A 19,148-nucleotide genomic window follows, 5' to 3' on the forward strand; every position below is an offset into this window, starting at 1 on the left:
GCACCTCGTTCCTCGCAACGCTGACGAAGCGCGAGCCGAGAGAGGCCCTTCTACAGGCTCAGGGCGAACGGTGATTATCTTAGATGTTCGTTGAAAAATTTCAGCTTGTCAGCAATCCTGACCGCATGGCGCTTCAAGCCGCTTCGCTAATCCCCGCTTCGATCTCCGCCGCCTTGGCTTCGACCAGCTTGACGATATGATCGACCATATCTGCATCCGCGACATGATGGTCGGTAACACCGGACAGATAAACCATATGCTTGCCCTTGCCGCCGCCGGTGATGCCGATATCGGTTTCGCGCGCCTCGCCCGGACCGTTGACGACGCAGCCAAGCACCGAGAGCGATAAGGGCGTGCGGATATGTTGCAGCCGTTCTTCCAGCTTCTGCACCGTGCGGATCACATCAAAGCCCTGGCGCGCGCAGCTCGGGCAGCTGACCACGCGGACACCGCGGGTTCTCAGACCGAGCGCCTTGAGCATTTCATAGCCGACGCGCACTTCCTCTTCGGGCTCCGCAGACAGGCTCACCCGGATCGTGTCGCCGATCCCGGCCCAGAGCAGATTGCCCATGCCGATCGAGCTTTTCACGGTGCCGCCGATCAGGCCGCCCGCCTCGGTGATGCCGAGATGCAGCGGGCAGTCCACCGCGTCAGCCAGCTGCGAATAGGCCGCGACGGCAAGAAACACGTCCGAGGCTTTCACCGCGACCTTGAATTCGTGAAAATCATGGTCCTGCAATATCTTGATATGGTCGAGCGCGCTTTCGACCAAAGCTTCGGGACAAGGCTCGCCATATTTCTCGAGCAGGTCCTTTTCCAGACTGCCCGCGTTGACCCCGATGCGGATCGCGCAGCCATTGGACTTGGCCGCGTCGATAACTTCGCGAACCCGCGCCGAAGAACCGATATTGCCCGGATTGATCCGCAGACAGGCCGCACCCGCCTCCGCCGCTTCAATCCCGCGCTTATAGTGAAAATGGATATCCGCGACGATCGGTACATTGCTCGCCCGGACAATCTGCTTCAGCGCCGTCGTACTCTCGACATCAGGGCAGGACACACGAATGATATCAACGCCCGCCTCTTCGCAGCGGCGGATCTGGTCGATCGTCGCCTTGGCGTCGGACGTCAGCGTGTTGGTCATCGTCTGCACGGTAATCGGCGCGTCGCCGCCGACCGGAACATCGCCGACCATGATCTGGCGGGACTTGCGCCGATCAATATCGCGCCAGGGTCGCAGCGATGGATTATTTGAGGTCATATCTTTGCTCTTGTCAGAAGGGCTCGTTTGCCGAACATATACGCTGTCCACCGCCAAATGATAAGAGCCAATCGGGAGAGCATCGATATGATCCGCTATTTACTCAAAGGGCTGGGCCTGTCCCTCGCGCTCTCGGCCGCGACAACAACCGTCAATGCGCAGGATCGGCTGGACGGGGAAGCAGATTGGTCGATTGCCATTCATGGCGGCGCCGGAACGATCGAACGCGACAGGATCACGCCTGAGAAAGATGCGGAAATCAGGACAGCACTGAACGCGGCCCTGACGATCGGCTCAGACATATTGAAAAATGGCGGCACCGCAATGGATGCTGTTACCGCCTCCATCATCTCGCTGGAAAACAATCCCAATTTCAACGCTGGCAAAGGCGCGGTGTTCACCTGGGACCGGACCAACGAGCTCGACAGCAGCATCATGGACGGCAGCGACCTGTCGGCGGGCGCGGTGGCCGGGATCAACGGCACCAAAAACCCGATATTGCTGGCGCGCGCAGTCAAGGACAACAGCCCGCATGTGATGCTCTCCGGCGAAGGCGCCAACCAGTTCAGCCGCGAACAGGGGCTGGAGCAGGTGCCGCCGGACTATTATGCCACCCCTTATCGGCTGAAACAGATTGACGACCTGCGCGCCCAAAAGGTCAGCGCCGCCGATGTGGATTACAAGTTCGGCACGGTTGGAGCGGTCGCCATGGACCGGCAGGGTCATATGGCCGCGGGCACCTCGACCGGCGGCATGACCGGCAAGCGCTGGGGCCGGATCGGCGACAGTCCCATCATCGGCGCCGGCACCTATGCTGACGACCGCAGCTGCGCGATTTCGGCAACCGGATCGGGCGAATATTTCATCCGCCTCGGCGTCGCCCACGAAATTTGCACCCGTATCCGGATGCGCTTTCCCGAAGCGCTCAAGGAAGCCCAACGGGCGGTGCCAAAGGATGCCGACGGTAATGACACTTATATCGTTCACGCCAGCGAATTCATGTTCTCAGATTCGGAAATCCAGCAGATCGCCGACGACGTGATCGCCGAACTCGGCGAACTGGGTGGCGACGGCGGCATCATCTACGCCACCCCTTGGGGCCAGGCCGGCTACAGCTTCAACACCGCCGGCATGTACCGCGGTCGGGCGACCAGCGAGGCTGAACCAAGTGTCGCGATTTACGGGGATGAAGAATGAACAGGCGACAGCATAGAAATGCGAAAGCCAATATCCGCTGAAGAAGCAAAAAACGGGCGTTGCGGATCGCGCGTGAGCAACATCGGCTTTCGCCACGCTAGCGGTCGTTGGCGTTGGCGTTGGCACGATTTAATGGCTGTAAAGGACGCAAAAGGGACGTCGGAAATACTCGGATAATATGTTCACTCATGACCCAGTTGTCGGGTCTCCAATATTGGCTGCATTGCTCGATAGCCGGGATTCACAGTCAGCCTTGCCTAATCCCAATGCGCGGGATCTAGCGCCAGCAGTTCCGACAGCTGCGCATAGAGCGCTGGCTCCTCACGGTGCATCAATCGGGGTTTTTCAAAAAACGCGACAATCGCTTCGGCAAAAAACTCCTGATGGTTGTTTGCGCCATAAGGGTCGATCAAGGTGTTGTGTCCACGTTCAACACGTTCCACATGCTTGTGGAAGGCATCCAGCATGGCTTTTTCCCAGCCCTTATACGCTTGCCCCTTGCGCAAGATCGGTATGCCATTGGTGTCGCCGGTCAGGCTGTCCAGTTGGTGCGCGAACTCGTGGATGACGACATTGTGTCCATCGTCTTCGCCGAGACCCCCGTGAAGCGCATGTTCCCATGACAAGATAACCGGCCCCCGGGCCCAGCTTTCGCCAAGCATCGAGTGCCTGCCCTCATGGACGACAAGTCCGTCGTGGGTGTTGCGGTTGATGTGAAAAGCGGAAGGATGGACCAACACGTTTCTGATCGTGTTGTACCAGGCCGGACTGTTGGCGATTAACAAGCAGGCCTGAGCGGCGATCGAGAGCCTGATTTCCTCGGTTATTTCGAGACCTTGATTGCCTCGGAAGGTGACCTGATCGAGAAATAGATTGATCTTCCCTTCCAACTTGGGCCGCAATGGTTCCGGTAGCCGGCGTACAATCGGCACCAGCCTGGCGATCACTTCGCGCTGGTCTGAAGTCAGCGGTGTCGCCAACAGTTGTTCGCGCCGACGCTTTCTCGCCCAGTGCCGATATAAAAGCACTGCGACAATTGCCAATGCACCAAGGAGGAAGAACAACCCGCTCATGCTACTGAAGTAAAAACGAAAGGTGCAGAATACAATAGCAGCACAAGCAACGCCTGTGCAGCCGTTCACGCCACTGGATGTGCAACGTGGCGGTGGAATGCCAGTCAATGGAACATGCCACATCAAGTCGGAACAATGGATAGCGTCCAATGATCCTGTCCTACATTGCTGCATCGCGCTATACCGGTCAGATGGGTGACGCAGGATCAGACTATGCAATCAAGACCGCCTTTTTGAAAGGTCACACTCGGCGGATCCCGACCTTGGTGCGCACACCGGTTTTCTGCGCTATCCAGCCAAAGGTCACAGAAAATAACCAGCCCTCTTTGTGTAAAGTTCACCCGGACCGGCAATAATCCTGAAAGCGGATGTTGCAACAGACGGGCGGACTTGCGACAGAGACAGGATAAATTTCGCAATGCATGAGGAGCAAGAATGAAAATAATGGCCAAAGCGATTTCACCGGTGCTGGCGCTGTTCATGGTCGCGCCGGTATATGCAGCGGCGCAGGCACCCTCTGCGCAGACCAAAGGCGCCGAAACTTTTGATGCCGGGCAAGCCTGGCAGGAGTTTGAAGACCAGTTTCGTCTGTTTTACGCTTATGCGCAGCGTAGCGACATCGATGTTGATGCCCAGCTTGCACGATCGAAGGCTCTGGCCGTGCAAGCCCCCGACCGCGACATATTTCGCAAGACCCTGCATCAGACAGCGCTAACCTTTTCCGACCCGCATTTCATAGTAGGTCCCTTCGACGAGACCGACTATTCAATCATTCCCACCGGATCGGATATCGCAACCCGCTATGCCGGCGGCCGCTTTCATGTCGCCGATGTCCGCGCCGGTTCCGCTGCGGACAAGGCCGGCATCCGCCCCGGCTGGCAAATTGTCTCGGCGGACGGAATCGCAATGAACGTCGCTGCGATCCGGCCTTACGGGCAACTGCTGCCCGAGCCGACGGACCGGCAGAGAAATTATGGCGCGATGTTGGCAGTCAGCGGCTTGCGCAATCAGCCGCGCACTCTCGTCTTTGAGGTCGACGGGAAAAGCCGCACGATCAGCCTGCCGGCCAGCTATGATCTCGGCAAATCGATAAGCGCCGGCCCCTTGCTCGAGACGGACAGAAATGGCGATATCGGCATCATCCGCATCAACAATGCGCTGGGTAATAATGACCTGATCCCGGCTTTCGATCAGGCTGTTGCAGGCCTGTCCGACACGCGGGCGATGATCATCGACCTGCGCAACACGCCCAGCGGCGGCAATACCGAGGTGGCGCGCAGCATCATTGGTCATTTCGTGACGGACACACGATCCTACCAGATTCACGAAATTCCCAGTCTAGAGCGGGAATTTACCGTGCCCCGCCGTTTCATCGAGCAGGTCAAGCCGCGCAACCCGCAATATCAGGGGCCGCTCGTCGTGCTCGGCGGCCGCTGGACCGGCAGCATGGGGGAAGGTCTGGTCATCGGTCTGGATGCCGCAGCCGGTGCCTATACGATTTCCTCCGACATGGCGGACCTGCTGGGCGCCCTCTCCAATATCAATCTCGAGAAATCCGGAGCGCGCATGGATCTCGGCACGGAAACGCTGTTTCACGTCAATGGCACGCCGCGCGAGGATTATATCGCCGATATGCCGCTGGAATCGGCGGACCGGGATGCGAGCGGCAGTGACCCCGCCATGCGCAGCGCGCTGGAATATCTCGGGCGCGAATTGGACGGGTCTTGATGCCAGAGCGCGATTCCCGCTTCCCCTGCCTTAACCAGTCGGTTAAACGCAGGACATGACATGGAAACCCGAACTTGAAGAACTGGCCGAGCGCCAGCGGCTGGCCGAGAAAATGGGCGGCGAGGAAAAAGTCTCCCGCCAGCATGGCCGTGGCAAACTTGACGCACGGGCGCGGATTGCCGGTATTGTCGACGAGGACAGTTTCCGCGAGATCGGCAAGATTGCCGGGCGCGGCACCTATGCCGAGGACGGGACATTCGAGGATTTTGCGCCGAGCAACCTGATTTTCGGGCGTGCCAATATCGAGGGGCGCCCGGTTGTCGCCTCTGCCGATGATTTTACCGTACGCGGCGGGGCCGCCGATGCGGCGCTGCACCGGAAATTCACCCAGTGCGAAAAAATGGCCCACACGCTGGGCATTCCGATGATCCGGATGATCGACGGCACCGGCGGCGGTGGCTCGGTCAAATCGCTGGAAGATATGGGCTTTACCTATGTGCCTGCGGTTCCCGGCTGGGAAGATATCATCAAGAACCAGGACACGGTTCCGGTGGTGGCCCTGGCGCTCGGACCCACTGCAGGCATGGGCGCGGCACGCACCGTCGCCAGCCATTATTCGATCATGGTTAAGGGACTGTCCCAGATTTTCGCCGCCGGCCCGGCCGTGGCCGCCGCGATTGGCGATGATCTCAGCAAGGAACAGTTGGGTGGCTCCGACATCCACACCACCAATGGCGTGGTTGACGAAGAAGTCGCCAGCGAAGCCGAAGCCTTTGTCACCGCCCGCAAATTTCTGTCCTATTTGCCGAGCAATGTAAACCAGCTCGCCGCCCGGACAGAGAACTGGGACCCCATCGACCGCAGGGATGAAAGCCTGCTGTCCGCCGTGCCGCGCGAGGACAAGCAGGTCTATTCGATGCGCAAGATCATGACGTCCGTGTTTGACGAAGGCTCGGTATTCGAAATGGGCAAGCGCTGGGGCCGCGCCGCGATCACCGCTTTTGCCCGGCTCGACGGCTGGCCAGTCGCGGTGCTCGCCAATGATCCGTCTTTTCTCGGCGGTTCGTGGGAAGCCAAGTCATCGGAAAAGGTTGAACGCTTTGCCAAGCTGGCCGAACAATTCCATCTGCCAGTCGTCCATCTGGTCGACAATCCCGGATTCATGATCGGCGGCGAAGCGGAACGCACCGGCACTATCCGCTATGGCGTGCAGGCGATGAACGCGGTCTATAAAGCGACCGTGCCCTGGGCCAGTGTCATCGTCCGCCGCGCCTACGGCATCGCCGGCAGCGCGATGAGCAATGCCGAGAGTTTCCAGTACCGCTTTGCCTGGCCCTCGGGCGACTGGGGCTCGCTGCCGATCGCCGGGGGCCTCGAGGTCGCCTACAAAAGCGATATCGAAAGCGCCGAAGATCCGGCCGCGCGGCTGGCGGAGATCAAGGCGAAGCTCGACAAGGTCACTTCGCCCTTCCGTACCGCCGAGCAGTTCAGTGTCGAGGATATCATCGACCCGCGCGACACGCGGCCACTGCTCTGCGAATTTGCCGATCTGGCTTGGCGCAAGCTGGGAACAGGCTGATCACGGCAGCGCTTGTTCGGGATCACATCGGCGCGGTCGGGGGCGCCGAAGGACCTCAGGGGCGTTAACCCTGTCGAAAAGTTCATGGTGGCCAAGCACCATGTAAAATCGTGAATAATTACCATTTAAAATCAGATGATTGCTTCGTCTTGTGATAGCTATCACCGGGAAATGACGAAAACATCCTATCGTTTTCGGATGATGGGATTATCATTTCATCTACCAAAACAAACGGTTCATCGCTGGTACAGCAACCAAATGGCATTTGATACGCAGTAAGCACAATAGGTTCGGCGCAACAAAGGAAGGACGAAACGATGTACTTATCTCCTAGATCATTCATCAATCAGCCTGTTCAACCATTGGCCGAACAGGGACAGGAGCGGGGCTATCAGCCGCTCTATCATCTCGATATCGTCAACCGCTGCCCAGGTTGTGGCAAATCGCACTGGCATGTCGGACGGATCAGCGCCGAATGCGCCCATTGCGAAACCGCGCTCCCGCTGGCGATGGTCGCAAGCCAGCCGATGCAGCCGCGTTTTACCGAACATCTCAGCAAAACCGCGATGGTCGCCTGACTGCGGGTTGCGATTCAGTTCGACCGCATGCGTTCCAGATAGGCGGCCGCTGCATTTGACTTGATCCGCACCCACATCGGTTTGTGGTCGGATAGCTGATATGTCCGCCAGCTGCCCTTGTAATATTTGCCCAGCGCCGCGCCCTGCTTGTCCTTGCCGCCGGCTTTCTTCCTCAATTCCTTTTCATATTCCAGCGTATCGCCATCCCGATAGACCGATTTGAATATCTCGAAAATGCCCGCATTGGCCTTTTTCGGATCGTCGGTCTGCCGGTCAATGAAATTCAGCGTGTCGTCATCGGTCATGAAGGCGATCTGGTCATAATATTTGCTCAGGTCCAGATTGGACGGCCGGTTGAGAGCATTGGGAATCCGGAAACCGTGCCGCTTCAGCGCCGTCATGGTCTCGTGATCGGGATGGACGATATTGAAATCACCCAAAAGGATCAACGACCGCCCCTCCTTTTGGGCTTGCTCGGCACGATCGGCGAAATAGTCGGCGACGCGGTCGATTTCCTGAACCCTTTGCTGCAATTTGGATCCCGATGAGGAACCGTAGAAAAGGTGCACTGTACAGATATCAAACTTGAACCAGCCGGACTGGAAGGCGGTGATGAACGGGGATCGCCGGAACTGCTTGCCCTGGAATAGCTCGCCACCCTCTCCCGCCGTATCATCGGTGATTAGCATCTCGGTCGGCAAGACGATTTCGCCGGCGATATTCTGGAAGCGCACCTTGCGCTTGTCATAGAGATAGAGCAGCCGTTCGCCGCCGCTGCCCAGCTTGTGATGGGTCTTGTCCGAAGCGATGAAATCATAATCCGGGCCCAGCCGGTCCATCACCGCATGCCAGTCGTCCAGATCGACCACTTCCTGCACCGCGACGAAGTCGAAGCGCGACAATATCTCGGCGATATACATCAGGCTCTCCGGCAGCCGCCGGACCTTGCCGAAATTGCGGATATTCCAGGTCGCCAGCAACAATGTCTGCTCGCTGTCCTTGTCAGGCACTTCGCGATCGAGCTGCCCGATCAGCCGCTCGAGATTACCGACGACGCGCGGCCGATCGCTTTTCGGAATATATTTGAGATAATAATATTGCGGCATGTGGCTTCTCCATCTTCAGGAACCAGAACATGCGACCGTTTATCTTTTGCCGGACTATAGCGGATCCGGCTGCAGTAGGACAGCCTTGATCAATCCGTGCCGTTCATCCCGAGCGTTTCGAACCGAAGGTTGCGAAATCAGCGGCCCCTCTCGACTGGATGGTCTTTCGACAGGCTCAAGACGAACGGCTATGATCTCCGTTCGTCTTAAGCCTGTCGAAGGGCGGCTCTCGTCTAAAATCTAGGTTCGACCACCGGTGCACCACTGGGCCCCACCACGCCCTAAATATCACCAAACGACTTCAGCGCAGCCGGTGCGACAATATCGCCCCATTCCTGCACGAAGTGCCCGGCCTCCTCGATCAGCAGCGGCTCGGGACAGTCCCTGATCAAGCCGTGCATCATCTTCATCACCGGCGGACCGAGCACAGGGTCGGAGCCGCCGATCGCCATGAAGCTGGGGCCCGTCCATTCGCTGCTCCAGAAAGCCGCGGCCTGCTTGCTGACCTCGACACCTTCCATATCCGGTTCGACCGGCACCAGAGCCGGGAATTTCCGCGCGCCGGCCTGATAGCGGTCATCCGGATAGGGCGCATTATAGGCAGCAATCTCCGCCTCACTCATTTCCGGCGTGCCGCGCGCGATAATCTGGCCGGCATCAAAAACCGGAACGGTCAGCGCATATTGTTTCCACGCATTGAAGCCGTCGCCCGCGCCTGTCCCAAGTCCCAGCGCCGTGTTCATGATGATCAGCCGCGATAGCCGCGCCTTGAATGCTTCGTCCACCGGCAACGTCAGCCCGATCAACCCGCCCCAATCCTGCACCACCAGAGTGATATTGGTCAGGCCCAGCCGCTCGACCAACGCCAATATATGATTGCGGTGGAAGTCGAATGTATAGGCTTCCAGTTCGGTCGGCTTGTCGGAGCGCCCAAAGCCGAAGAAATCCGGGCACACCACCCGCGCACCGGTCGCAGTGAAATGCGGGATCATCTTGCGATAGAGAAAGGACCAGCTCGGCTCGCCATGCAGGCACAGGAAAGTTGTTTCCGCATCGACCGGCCCGGTATCGACCCAAGCGGCGCGCAACCCCTCATAGCCGGGCAGATCATCGGCATAATGGACCGGAACATCGAAGTCCGGGATATCGGCAAAGCGGTCTTCAGGCGTGCGGAGGGCGGCGATGGGCATAACGAGTCTCCTATTATCTGCTTTTATCCGGCTTAGCAGAAGTCACAAACCATAGGAACGGACCACATAGGCACCTAGGCTCACGCAAGATACTCATCCAGCGTCATCTGCAAGCGCCGGATCCGGGCCTCCTGATAATTGCCGAGCGACTGAGCGCCTTTCTTCGAGGCCTTGGCGCCATCTCTCTGCATCGCGAGATTGTCGGTGTCCTGATCGAGGATATCCGCAAGCACGAAGCCTTCCACGCTGGTGTAGCTGTCCTCAATCTCCAGCCTGATCGGCTTTGCGGGCGCGGGGCGCTCGCCGTTTTCGGGCAGCGGTTGCAGCACCAGTATCTCGTGCAGGCAGTGATCCACGTCGATCGGCCGGAACCGGTAGCAGAGGCGGATGTTGATGCCGGGGAAGAAGAACATGTTGGGGAACAGGAAATATTCAAGGCTGTCGATCATCTCGCTGGTCGAGACGCCGGACAGGTCGACATTAAACTCGCTGCCATGTTCCTGGCGCAGCATATCGGCATGGACTTTCCGGGCCGATGCCCCCTCGGGCAGGTCCTTCGGATCGCGGCCCAACTTCTCGAACAGCTTGGCCTCGCTGACCGGCTGGTTCAGATGCGGGCTGGGCACGCCGATCGCATGCATGAAGCGGCTGACATTCTTGCCGAAAATATCATATTGCGCATTGGCGTCGCCGGCGGTGTAGACAGCCTGCGAATGGGTTTCCAGCACATGATAGGCCTCGAGAAAGGCCTCCATCGCCATTTTCCAGTTGGCCGGCAGCACCTTCTGCGTGTGCAGCGCGACATAGCGGTCGTCCATCGGCCATTGCTTGAAATGGTCTGGCAATATTTCCAGATAGTCGGCCAGCGGTGGCGCATCGTCGTCCATATTGATGAAGACAAAGCCGCCCCACAGTTCGCAGCGGATCTCGGTCAGGCCGAAATTATCCTCGTTCAGATGCGGGAAGTCCCAGCGGCAGGGGATTTCCTTGAGCGATCCGTCGAGATTGAAGGTCATGCCGTGGAAGGGGCAGCGGATATGCGAGCGCCTGGCACTGCTGCTGCCTTCGGTAGCGAATTTCATGCCGCGATGCGGACAGCTGTTCACGAACGCCCGGATCTTGCCGTCATCGCCGTGCACGACCAGGATCGAATAGGGACCGACATCATAGACATGCTGGTTGCCGGGCGCGGGAATATGCTCCTCGCGACAGGCCCATTGCCAGGTCCGGTTCCACATCCGGTCGATTTCGCGCTCATGGACGGCGGGGTCGATATAGCGGTCGAAGCTGATATCCTCGTCGCCGAGAAATTCATATTGTTCGGTCCGCATTGCCGGCGGCGGATTGTCGCCGTCTGCGTCCATGATATCCTGCATCGAGGGGCCCGGGCAGCGCGCCTCGCCCGGCGCGAGATTGGGATCGGACGGTTTGGTCAGGTCATAGGTCATGGTCGGGCTCCGGTGTGCGGGTCATGGCGATACGGTCGTAAAGCGGGTCGGCGGGCTTGCGCGCCCCGAGGATCATCGGCGAACCATCGAGGAAGGCGTCGGTGCAGGGATCGTCGCGGACCCAGTCGACCAGTTCCGACCGATAGGCGAATTTCCAGACGCCGCCGCGCTTCTCCAGCCGGTCGACATAGCGCCCGCTGATGAACAGATCGCGCGGCTCGTCCGCCTCATTGGTCAGCTTGTGATAGGCCTGATAATAGACTTCGCCAAAGGCTTCATCGCCGGACAGCTCGATCAGATGCTGGCCGAGCATATGATGGTTGCGCTCGTGCGTTTTCAGGGCGTCGATGCAGAAGTCCGCAAAGCCGTCCGGACCGCCCTCATAGATGCCGTAGCTCAGATAGGCGTCGTCCCAGAATTGCGCGCGCAGCAGGTCGCGGTCCAGCCGGTCCAGCCCGCGCATGTACAGCGCCGCCAGATCGCGGATCGCCAGATTGGCCGTCAAGGCCTCCAGTTCGGTCGCCCTAATCGCATCTCTCCTGTTCTTTTGAGGCATAGTAGGAGCCGGACGGATCGGGTAAATTACTCTTATCGATAGCAGGAGGGTGACCATGGCGGACGACAATCGAGCAGGCGCGCAGGAACCGGGCCGCGTGCCAGACGCAGCGGAACTGGCCGATCGCGCCGCCATCGCCGGGATCATCGCCCTGCACTGTCGCGGCGTCGACCGGGCGGATGAAGCGACGCTGAAAAGCTGCTACTGGCCCGATGCCACCACCGCTTATGGTCCGGAAGCCGTGCCTGCCCACGGATTCTGCACGGAGCTGGTGCCGGCGATCAAGGCGTTCCGCCAGACCCACCATATGGTCACCAACATTCTCTACGCCTTCGATGGCCCGCAGGCGCGCGTCGAGAGCTATCTCATCGCCTTTCACTATCTCGCCGGAGCCGATGGCGCGGACAGCGAGATGACCTATTTCGGCCGCTATCTCGACCGGTTCGAGAAGCGCGGCGATGTCTGGAAAATCAGACATCGCGAACCGGTGATGAGCTGGAGCCAGAATGCCGCCACCACCCACGACGCCGACCACCCCGCCCTGTCGGCGCTGCGCCAGGCCGCGCGCTTCCCGGATGATATCGTCTATAAATAGCGCGCGGATGCGCCGGCCGGATAGCCGCGCCCCTGCCCTGCGGGAAGTTTACAGGACAGCCCGTTATTATTTTCTGCGACCTTTGCCCCGAGGCCCCGGAAAACAGCCATATTTCTCCAACAACAGCCCGGCCTAGTGTAACCTTTGCAACGCCCCGCCCCGGCGCGTCGGCCGGCGGGGACACATGTCCGGCAAAGACTCGTCACGATGCGCAGCATAAGCGCAGAGAGCCCGTGTAGGACAGCGGATCGTCCGCTGCGCCGGCGGCCCGTTGTGATATTTTTGCATCAAAAACGGACAATCTCGACTTATTGCATCGCCGATGGAACGCCGCTGCTTCTGGGCCGTTTCCTCTACTCGTCGATCTAGCGCGCCCTGTATCCGGCGCAGCATCGGCGGGAAGCCCGCAGCCATAGCGGGCAAGGCCGGAACGATCCTGTTCCATGTTTAGTTAGTTGGAGTAAAATTATGAAATCCCCCATGATCACCCCCCTGATCCTCTCCTCCGTCGTCGGCGCCTTTGCCGTTGCCACCCCGGCAGCCGCGCAGTCCGACTCCCCCTTCACCGGTCCCCGCGCCGAAATCCTGGGCGGCTATGACACGCTGCGTTCGGGCAGTGATGTCGACGTCGACACCGACAATGACGGCATTTTCGAGAATAATACGCTCGACCAGTCGGTTGACGGTTTCGCCTATGGCGTGGCGCTCGGCTATGACTTCGATGCGGGTCCTGTGGTCTTCGGTATCGAAGGCGAATATATGGACTCGACCGGCGAGCAGGAAGGCGACGAGGATATCAACGCGCCGTTCGGTTACCGCGTCAATCTGAAGCGTGACCTCTATCTCGGCGCGCGTATCGGTGCCAAGGTCAGCCCCAACACCCTGCTTTACGCCAAGGGTGGCTATACCAACACCGCCGTTGAATCCCGCTTCCAGGACCGCGCCGAAGCCGATGGCGTCGATCTCAACTTCGACGACAGCCAGCAGGTTGACGGCTATCGTCTGGGCGCCGGCATCGAGCAGGTGATCGGCACCGGACGCAATGGCGACGGCTCGGGCGCGTTCGTCAAGCTCGAGTATCGCTATTCCAACTATAGCTCGCTCAAATATAACGACACATTGTTCAACGACAACAATGAAATCGGCGTCGACCTCGACCGCCATCAGGTTGTCGCGGGTGTTGGTTTCCGCTTTTAAGCTGGAGCTAGGCTAGCGATTGAGGGGCGTGCCGTTCAGTGGACGGCGCGCCCTTTTTTTTTTTGAAAGGCCGGTCAGCGGCGCTAAGTTAGAACTCAGCCACAGTGATTAGTTTACGATGCGCGCTCTGCAGCGGCGCGTTCCTGATTGAGCCGGAACAGGCGCGCGAGCATTTCGTCTTCGGTCAGCACACCAGCGCGCCAGTCGTCGCCCCATCCATAAGCCTCTGCCACCGCTTCATCGAGCGCGGCATGAGCATGGTCGAGCCAAGCGGGGCGGGCGTTGTAGAGATTGGTCAGCGTGCGTTTTTTCAGTTCGTTGGCCGCGTCCTCATCGACCGGCAATATCCGGTCGGGATAGCCCGGAACCACCTCCGGCTCGCGGCTGACCAGATCGGATGGATTGAGCCAGTTTTCACGCAATTCGTTGAGCCGCGCCGCCGCCGCCGCAATCGCCTGCGCGCGAGGATCATTGGCATAGTCGGCGGCGGGAATATCGGGGGTCAGGCCTTCCGGGAAAGGGAAGGTTAAATAAACAGACTTTGTTGCATAAGTTGGGTCGTTGCCTGCACCGATCCAAGAACAGTATTCAAGGGTCCAAACTTCGTGAAAGATAGATGAAAGCAATCCAAGAGATAGACAATCATCCTTTGGGAAAACTACCAATTTTTGGTTGGGTAAAAAGGCCGAATCCATAAAACAGAAGACACGGGTGCTGGACACCATTGGAGTCACTATGAATTGCGACAAGCCCGCCAATGCTCGCCTCATTCCTGGCCTTGCTTCGGCGTGTATCCACCACCTTTCTCGGTGATTCCGACGACGAACTTCGAATTTTCCATCATCGCCTACCCGCTGTCGATAAGGCTTTATTTCACTACGAGCGTACTCAAAAGGCGCTTCATACAGAGCCGCCTCGTTTTCGGTGAGACTGGTACCGAAATCAACAAGCCACTTGCGATCTCCTCGCTGGAGCAAATCTTGTCCATTGGCTGTCAGCTTAATCACATCTTTGTTGATATGCCCAGCTACATTTGTTGGAGCCAACAGCCAACTGATTGCTTTCTGTTCTTCAACTTCAAATGGACCGTTCAAATATGTTCCCGTAAAAGAAGTTCCGTTATTGGGTTTCAAGGTCATCGGCAGAGGCTGAGAGAATTGGCTTAACGATGAGGTGATGGCTTCGACTATTTCACCATTCAACCTTTTGGGTAACGGGTTCGCTGAAACGCATATCAAAGAAACTCGAACAGACGCTCCGTTAACGATCCACGGTTCGTCGGACCATGCTTCGAATATCTCAGCTTTTTGGCATAATAGCTCAAGTACGCGCCTGTCTGCGCCACTTCGAACAGCGTTTGTAGTAACAAGGCCAACACGCTGAACAGACTTGCGTTGGAGCGAATGTTTTGCTCGTTCCAACCAGTAACAAACAAGATTAGCTCCGCCCGGGACTAAGCCGGAATAGGCGTCGCGTAGAGCTTTCGTATATTGTTCACCAAGCTCCCTTATCATCTTCTTGTCGCCCAGAAACGGCGGGTTTCCCACCACCACATCCGCTTCCGGCCATTCAGCCCGCATCGGATTGCCGTCACGATCAATCGTCAGGACCGCGTCGCGATTTTCAATCGTTCCCAATCGCCGCAGGATCGGGTTTTTCGCCGCCGCAAAGCCGTTGCGCCGCATCCACTGGATTTCGCCGATCCAGACCGATACCCGCGCCAGTTCGGCAGCATAGGGGTTGAGTTCGATGCCCAGCACCGATTCCGGTCCGACGCGCGGGAATTCGCGGGTCAGCCCGAGCACTTCCGCTTCCAGATTGGCCTTATGCTCGATATCTTTCAGCGACAGCAACGCAACATAGAGGAAATTGCCCGAACCGCAGGCGGGATCGAGCACCCGAAATGCGGTCAGCCGGGTTAGAAAATCACGATGGATCGTTGCCGCCTCGTTCAGCGCCTTCGTCCGCTTGGCCAGTTCCTTGCCACGCAGCAATTTCTCTGCCGTCGCCTTCGGGGCCTTGTCGATCAGCGCTTCCATCCGGGTGCGCGCTTCGTCCCATTCTGCTTCCAGCGGGCGGATGATGACCGGCTCGACGATCTGCATGATCTTTGCCCTGTCGGTATAGTGGGCGCCCAACTGGCTGCGCTTGGCCGGATCAAGACCGCGCTCGAACAAGGTGCCGAGGATCGACGGATCAACCTCTGACCAGTCAAGATGTGCTGCGGTCCGCAGATTGTCGATATCCGCCTGTTTCAGCGGCAGCGCCTCGTCGGAATCAAACAGCCCGCCGTTGAACCAGTCAATCTTGGTAAAGCCGATACTGCCACCGGGTTCGGCCATTGCGCGGAACAGCTGGCTGGCATTTTCGGCAAATCGGTCCGGATGCGAGCCGCTGGCTTCGAGCATCTTGGTGAACATATGGTCCGGCAGCAGGCCAACATCTTCGGCGAACATGCAAAAGACCAGCCGGTTGACGAAATGCGCGACATCATGCGGTAAATGGCCCCGGTCGCGGAGACGCTGGGCCAGTTCGGCAAATTCACGCGCGGCAAGCTCGGTCAGCATTTGCCGGGTCTTGCTGGGTTTCAGCTCCTCCGGATCGGTGAAGCATTTTTTCAGCAGATCGCGCGTCGCGGCATCGGCCAATTCGTCGAGCGTAAATTCATGCACTTCCTGCACCGTGTTGGTCCAGTTGGTGTGGATGCGGAACCGGTCCATGTCCGACACAATCAGCAGCGGCGGATTTTCCAGCGCGATGGCATATTGCTGCAATTGCGCGAAGGCAGCGTCGAGATCCTTGCGCTTGCCCTTATATTCCCAGCCGAAACAGCCCTTGCGCCAGACGTCGGCCCAGCCGCCACCGCCACCGGTTTTCGATGCGCCTTTTTCGAAGGTGAACCAGTCGCCCCTTGGATCGGCGGTCGCGGGATCGGCTAGGTCGAGCAATGCACATAAGTCATTGAAATGGCTCTGCGCTGCGGCGCTTTCCTTTAGCTCGCTGCTACGCCATTTTGATATGAATTCATGCGGTGTCATCGTTTCCAGCTTAACCAGAGTTGATCGGCCAAGTCGAATATTATCGGCAGGGCAGACCGATTTGAACAACCTGATATCGGTTATAGAAAACAGGGCTTGTGGTGACAGTTTTCCATTACCAAAACAGGTTTCTAGGTGCTTCGAATGGTAGCAGAATCAGAGGGCCATCAACGATAACGTCATTGCCTCCGGTGCACCCTCACCCAGCTCCGACTAGGTAGCAAGCTGCCAAGTCTGCACAGCCCTCTCCCTCAAGGGAGAGGGACAAAAAAAGGGGAGCGCAATCGCACTCCCCTCTCCTAACTTTATCCGGACAACCGCGACTCCATTCACCGCGTCGCCCTCGACCTCACTCACCCGGTACAGGAAAACCGCGCTTCTTGAGGATATATTTGACCTCCGGATCGCGGCCGCGGAATTCGCGATAGGCTTCGGCGCGGTCGGTTTCATTACCCGTGCTCAGGATGACGGAGCGGAAGCGCTCGGCGGTTTCGGCATCCCAGGGGCTGCCGGCTTCCTCGAACGCGGCCCAGGTGTCGGCATCCATCGTTTCCGACCAGAGATAGCTGTAATAGCCCGCCGAATAGGCGTCTGAAGAGAAGAGATGGTTGAACTGCGGCAGGCGGTGCCGCATCACGATTTCCTTCGGCATGCCGATTTCGGCCAGTGTCTCGCGCTCGAACGCGTCCGGATCGGTGACCGGGGTTTCGCGGTTGTGCAGCTTCATGTCGACAATCGCGCTCGACAGATATTCGACCGTGGAGAAACCTTCGTTGAAGGTTTTCGACTTGTTGATCTTGTCGACCAGTGCCTGCGGCATCGGCTCTCCGGTGTCGGCATGTTTCGCATAATTGTCGAGAATATAGCGGGTCAGCAGCCAGTTCTCGTTCACCTGGCTGGGATATTCGACGAAATCGCGCGGCGTGCCGGCGAGGCCCGGATAGGTGATGTCATAGTTGAGATAATGCAGCGCGTGACCGAATTCGTGGAACAGGGTCGAGGCATCGTCGAGGCTGATCAGCGTCGGCTGTCCGTCGCCGCCCTTGACGAAATTATTGTTGTTCGAGGCCAGAACATAGCGGTTCTTGCCGCCCAGATCATGCTGGCTGCGATAGGTGGTCATCCATGCGCCCGACCGCTTTCCCTCGCGGGCATAATTGTCGAGATAGAAGAGACCGACCAGCTTGTCGCCGCGCTTCACCTCGAAGGTGCGCACTTCGGGATCGAAGACCGGAACGCTGCCGGTATTTTCGGTGAAGGTCATGCCGTACAGCTTGCCCGCAGCATCGAACATCGCGTCGACCATATTGTCGAGCTTGAAATAGGGTTTGATCTCGGCCGCATCGAGGTCATATTTCGCCTTGCGGACCTTCTCCGCATAGAAGCGATAGTCCCAGGGCGCGATGGTGATGCCGGCGCCTTCCGCGTCAGCCACCGCCTGCATGTCGGCGACTTCTTCCTTCACCCGGGCGACAGCCGCGGGCCAGACCTTCATCATCAGCTCCATCGCGGCATCCGGATCCTTCGCCATCGTGTCGGCCATGCGATAATGGGCGTGGGTCTTGAACCCGAGCAGCTTGGCGCGGTCGGCGCGGATCTTCAGGATCTTGGCGATGGTCGCGTTGGTATCATTCTCGCCGCCATTGTCACCGCGGTTGATATAGGCGTTGTAGACCTTTTCGCGCAGATCGCGACGGGTCGAGTTCTGCAGGAAGGGCTGCATCACCGAACGGGTGTTTTTCAGCGCCCAGCCCGGCTTGCCCTGCGCTTCGGCAGCGGCCTTGATCGACGCGACAAAGCTGGCGGGCAGACCGGCCAGATCGGCTTCGTCGGTCAGATAGATATAGGTTTCCTCGTCAGCGAGCACCTTGTTGGAAAAATCGTTGAACGCTTTCGACAATTCGGTGTTCAGCGCGATCAGCTTTTCCTTGTCCGCGCCTTCGAGCAAGGCGCCGTTGCGCACCAGCTGTTCGTAATTGCGCTCGACGAGACGCAGCTGCTGCGGGTCGAGACCGGCGGTTTCGCGGTTGTCATAGACCGTCTTGGTCTTTTCCAGCAATTTGGGATCGAGGGTCAGCGCGTCGAAGAAAGCCGACACCTTCGGCAGCCACTCGCCCTGGATTTTGCGGATTTCCTCGTTCGACAGGTTGCTGCTGTGAACGCCCCAGATTGCGAACAATTCATTCGCGTCATTTCCGGCCAGTTCCATCGGCAGGGTGAAATTTTCAAAGGTCGCGGGCGCGGGATTGTCGCGGATTGCGACCACCTCGGCCTTGACCTTGTCCATCGTCGCCTGGAAAGCGGCGGGGAAGTCGGAGACCTGGATCTTGTCCCAGGCCGGCACGCCGTCATAGGGACCGGTCCAGGGCTGGAGCACGCTATTCCCGCTGATATCGGTGGGGGCAGATTGCATCGCGCTCATTTTGTTCAATTCGGCTGTTGTCATTTTTTTTCCATGATCGTCGGCGAGAGCGGGGGTCGCGCCAATCAGCGCGGCGCTGGACACGCCCAGAAAGATTTTACGGGTGGATATCGTGAATCGCATGTATTTTTCTCCAAATAGGGACCCGCTCTCGCGGATCTCGCAAAAGCACCTGATGTG

General features: G+C 58.5%; 14 protein-coding genes. 6 read left to right on the top strand and 8 right to left on the bottom strand.

Going from position 1 to position 19,148, the window contains the following annotated elements; genetic code table 11:
• Nucleotides 1-133: 133 nt before the first annotated feature.
• Nucleotides 134-1,261, bottom strand: coding sequence for a flavodoxin-dependent (E)-4-hydroxy-3-methylbut-2-enyl-diphosphate synthase (gene ispG / locus CHN51_RS02685; RefSeq protein WP_100092634.1), 1,128 nt, complete (start codon nt 1,259-1,261; stop codon nt 134-136).
• Nucleotides 1,262-1,348: 87 nt separating this feature from the next.
• Between ispG and CHN51_RS02690 the strand changes: the two genes are divergently transcribed.
• Nucleotides 1,349-2,458: an isoaspartyl peptidase/L-asparaginase gene (locus CHN51_RS02690; RefSeq protein WP_100092635.1), complete on the top strand. Its 1,110-nt coding sequence runs from the start codon at nt 1,349-1,351 to the stop codon at nt 2,456-2,458.
• Between the two features lie 257 nt (nt 2,459-2,715).
• Here CHN51_RS02690 and CHN51_RS02695 read toward each other — a convergent pair whose 3' ends face one another.
• Entirely contained in the window at nt 2,716-3,681 is a 966-nt protein-coding gene (locus CHN51_RS02695) for a M90 family metallopeptidase (protein ID WP_240616839.1), read from the bottom strand.
• 285 nt (nt 3,682-3,966) lie between these two features.
• Here CHN51_RS02695 and CHN51_RS02700 point away from each other — a divergent pair, with 285 nt between their 5' ends.
• From CHN51_RS02700 to CHN51_RS02710, 3 genes are all read left to right on the top strand, one after another.
• Complete coding sequence (locus CHN51_RS02700) at nt 3,967-5,259, top strand: S41 family peptidase (RefSeq protein WP_240616840.1); 1,293 nt, start codon at nt 3,967-3,969, stop codon at nt 5,257-5,259.
• 55 nt (nt 5,260-5,314) lie between these two features.
• Nucleotides 5,315-6,838: a carboxyl transferase domain-containing protein gene (locus tag CHN51_RS02705; RefSeq protein WP_100092638.1), complete on the top strand. Its 1,524-nt coding sequence runs from the start codon at nt 5,315-5,317 to the stop codon at nt 6,836-6,838.
• 317 nt (nt 6,839-7,155) lie between these two features.
• Nucleotides 7,156-7,416: a hypothetical protein gene (locus CHN51_RS02710; RefSeq protein ID WP_123906221.1), complete on the top strand. Its 261-nt coding sequence runs from the start codon at nt 7,156-7,158 to the stop codon at nt 7,414-7,416.
• Nucleotides 7,417-7,430: 14 nt separating this feature from the next.
• Here CHN51_RS02710 and CHN51_RS02715 read toward each other — a convergent pair whose 3' ends face one another.
• The 4 genes from CHN51_RS02715 to CHN51_RS02730 all read right to left on the bottom strand — a co-directional run bounded on the left by CHN51_RS02715 (nt 7,431) and on the right by CHN51_RS02730 (nt 11,716).
• Nucleotides 7,431-8,522: an endonuclease/exonuclease/phosphatase family protein gene (locus CHN51_RS02715; protein WP_100092640.1), complete on the bottom strand. Its 1,092-nt coding sequence runs from the start codon at nt 8,520-8,522 to the stop codon at nt 7,431-7,433.
• 281 nt (nt 8,523-8,803) lie between these two features.
• Nucleotides 8,804-9,712 carry a haloalkane dehalogenase gene (locus CHN51_RS02720; RefSeq protein WP_100092641.1) on the bottom strand — a complete coding sequence of 303 codons (909 nt, stop codon included), beginning with the start codon at nt 9,710-9,712 and terminating at the stop codon, nt 8,804-8,806.
• Nucleotides 9,713-9,792: 80 nt separating this feature from the next.
• Nucleotides 9,793-11,160, bottom strand: coding sequence for an aromatic ring-hydroxylating dioxygenase subunit alpha (locus CHN51_RS02725; RefSeq protein WP_100092642.1), 1,368 nt, complete (start codon nt 11,158-11,160; stop codon nt 9,793-9,795).
• Nucleotides 11,150-11,716, bottom strand: a complete 567-nt coding sequence (locus CHN51_RS02730) for a nuclear transport factor 2 family protein (RefSeq protein ID WP_164088972.1) — start codon at nt 11,714-11,716, stop codon at nt 11,150-11,152. The genes CHN51_RS02725 and CHN51_RS02730 overlap by 11 nt, the downstream gene beginning before the upstream one ends.
• Nucleotides 11,717-11,771: 55 nt before the next feature.
• On the opposite strand from CHN51_RS02730, the gene CHN51_RS02735 reads away from it, so the two are divergent.
• Together CHN51_RS02735 and CHN51_RS02740 are read left to right on the top strand one after the other, a co-directional pair.
• On the top strand, nt 11,772-12,311 hold the full coding sequence (locus CHN51_RS02735; RefSeq protein ID WP_100092644.1) for a nuclear transport factor 2 family protein: 540 nt from the start codon (nt 11,772-11,774) through the stop codon (nt 12,309-12,311).
• A 468-nt stretch (nt 12,312-12,779) separates the two neighbouring features.
• Nucleotides 12,780-13,508, top strand: a complete 729-nt coding sequence (locus tag CHN51_RS02740) for an outer membrane beta-barrel protein (RefSeq protein WP_240616841.1) — start codon at nt 12,780-12,782, stop codon at nt 13,506-13,508.
• A gap of 113 nt (nt 13,509-13,621) precedes the next feature.
• On the opposite strand, the gene CHN51_RS02745 is transcribed toward CHN51_RS02740, so the two are convergent.
• Nucleotides 13,622-16,546 carry a DNA methyltransferase gene (locus CHN51_RS02745; RefSeq protein WP_100092646.1) on the bottom strand — a complete coding sequence of 975 codons (2,925 nt, stop codon included), beginning with the start codon at nt 16,544-16,546 and terminating at the stop codon, nt 13,622-13,624.
• 349 nt (nt 16,547-16,895) lie between these two features.
• The gene (locus tag CHN51_RS02750; protein WP_100092647.1) at nt 16,896-19,091 is read right to left on the bottom strand and encodes a M3 family metallopeptidase; all 2,196 of its coding nucleotides are present in this window, start codon (nt 19,089-19,091) and stop codon (nt 16,896-16,898) included.
• Between the last annotated feature and the right edge of the window lie 57 nt (nt 19,092-19,148).

This window comes from Sphingorhabdus sp. YGSMI21 (genome assembly GCF_002776575.1).
Classification (GTDB): domain Bacteria; phylum Pseudomonadota; class Alphaproteobacteria; order Sphingomonadales; family Sphingomonadaceae; genus Parasphingorhabdus.

Bases quoted from the DNA above. Each gene is read 5' to 3' on its own strand.
- CHN51_RS02710 (WP_123906221.1), top strand. From the start codon at position 7,156: ATGTACTTATCTCCTAGATCATTCATCAATCAGCCTGTTCAACCATTG.
- CHN51_RS02730 (WP_164088972.1), bottom strand. From the start codon at position 11,716: ATGCCTCAAAAGAACAGGAGAGATGCGATTAGGGCGACCGAACTGGAG.
- CHN51_RS02735 (WP_100092644.1), top strand. From the start codon at position 11,772: ATGGCGGACGACAATCGAGCAGGCGCGCAGGAACCGGGCCGCGTGCCA.
- CHN51_RS02720 (WP_100092641.1), bottom strand. From the start codon at position 9,712: ATGCCCATCGCCGCCCTCCGCACGCCTGAAGACCGCTTTGCCGATATC.
- CHN51_RS02700 (WP_240616840.1), top strand. From the start codon at position 3,967: ATGAAAATAATGGCCAAAGCGATTTCACCGGTGCTGGCGCTGTTCATG.
- CHN51_RS02690 (WP_100092635.1), top strand. From the start codon at position 1,349: ATGATCCGCTATTTACTCAAAGGGCTGGGCCTGTCCCTCGCGCTCTCG.
- ispG (WP_100092634.1), bottom strand. From the start codon at position 1,261: ATGACCTCAAATAATCCATCGCTGCGACCCTGGCGCGATATTGATCGG.
- CHN51_RS02750 (WP_100092647.1), bottom strand. From the start codon at position 19,091: ATGCGATTCACGATATCCACCCGTAAAATCTTTCTGGGCGTGTCCAGC.
- CHN51_RS02725 (WP_100092642.1), bottom strand. From the start codon at position 11,160: ATGACCTATGACCTGACCAAACCGTCCGATCCCAATCTCGCGCCGGGC.
- CHN51_RS02715 (WP_100092640.1), bottom strand. From the start codon at position 8,522: ATGCCGCAATATTATTATCTCAAATATATTCCGAAAAGCGATCGGCCG.
- CHN51_RS02745 (WP_100092646.1), bottom strand. From the start codon at position 16,546: ATGACACCGCATGAATTCATATCAAAATGGCGTAGCAGCGAGCTAAAG.
- CHN51_RS02740 (WP_240616841.1), top strand. From the start codon at position 12,780: ATGAAATCCCCCATGATCACCCCCCTGATCCTCTCCTCCGTCGTCGGC.
- CHN51_RS02705 (WP_100092638.1), top strand. From the start codon at position 5,315: ATGACATGGAAACCCGAACTTGAAGAACTGGCCGAGCGCCAGCGGCTG.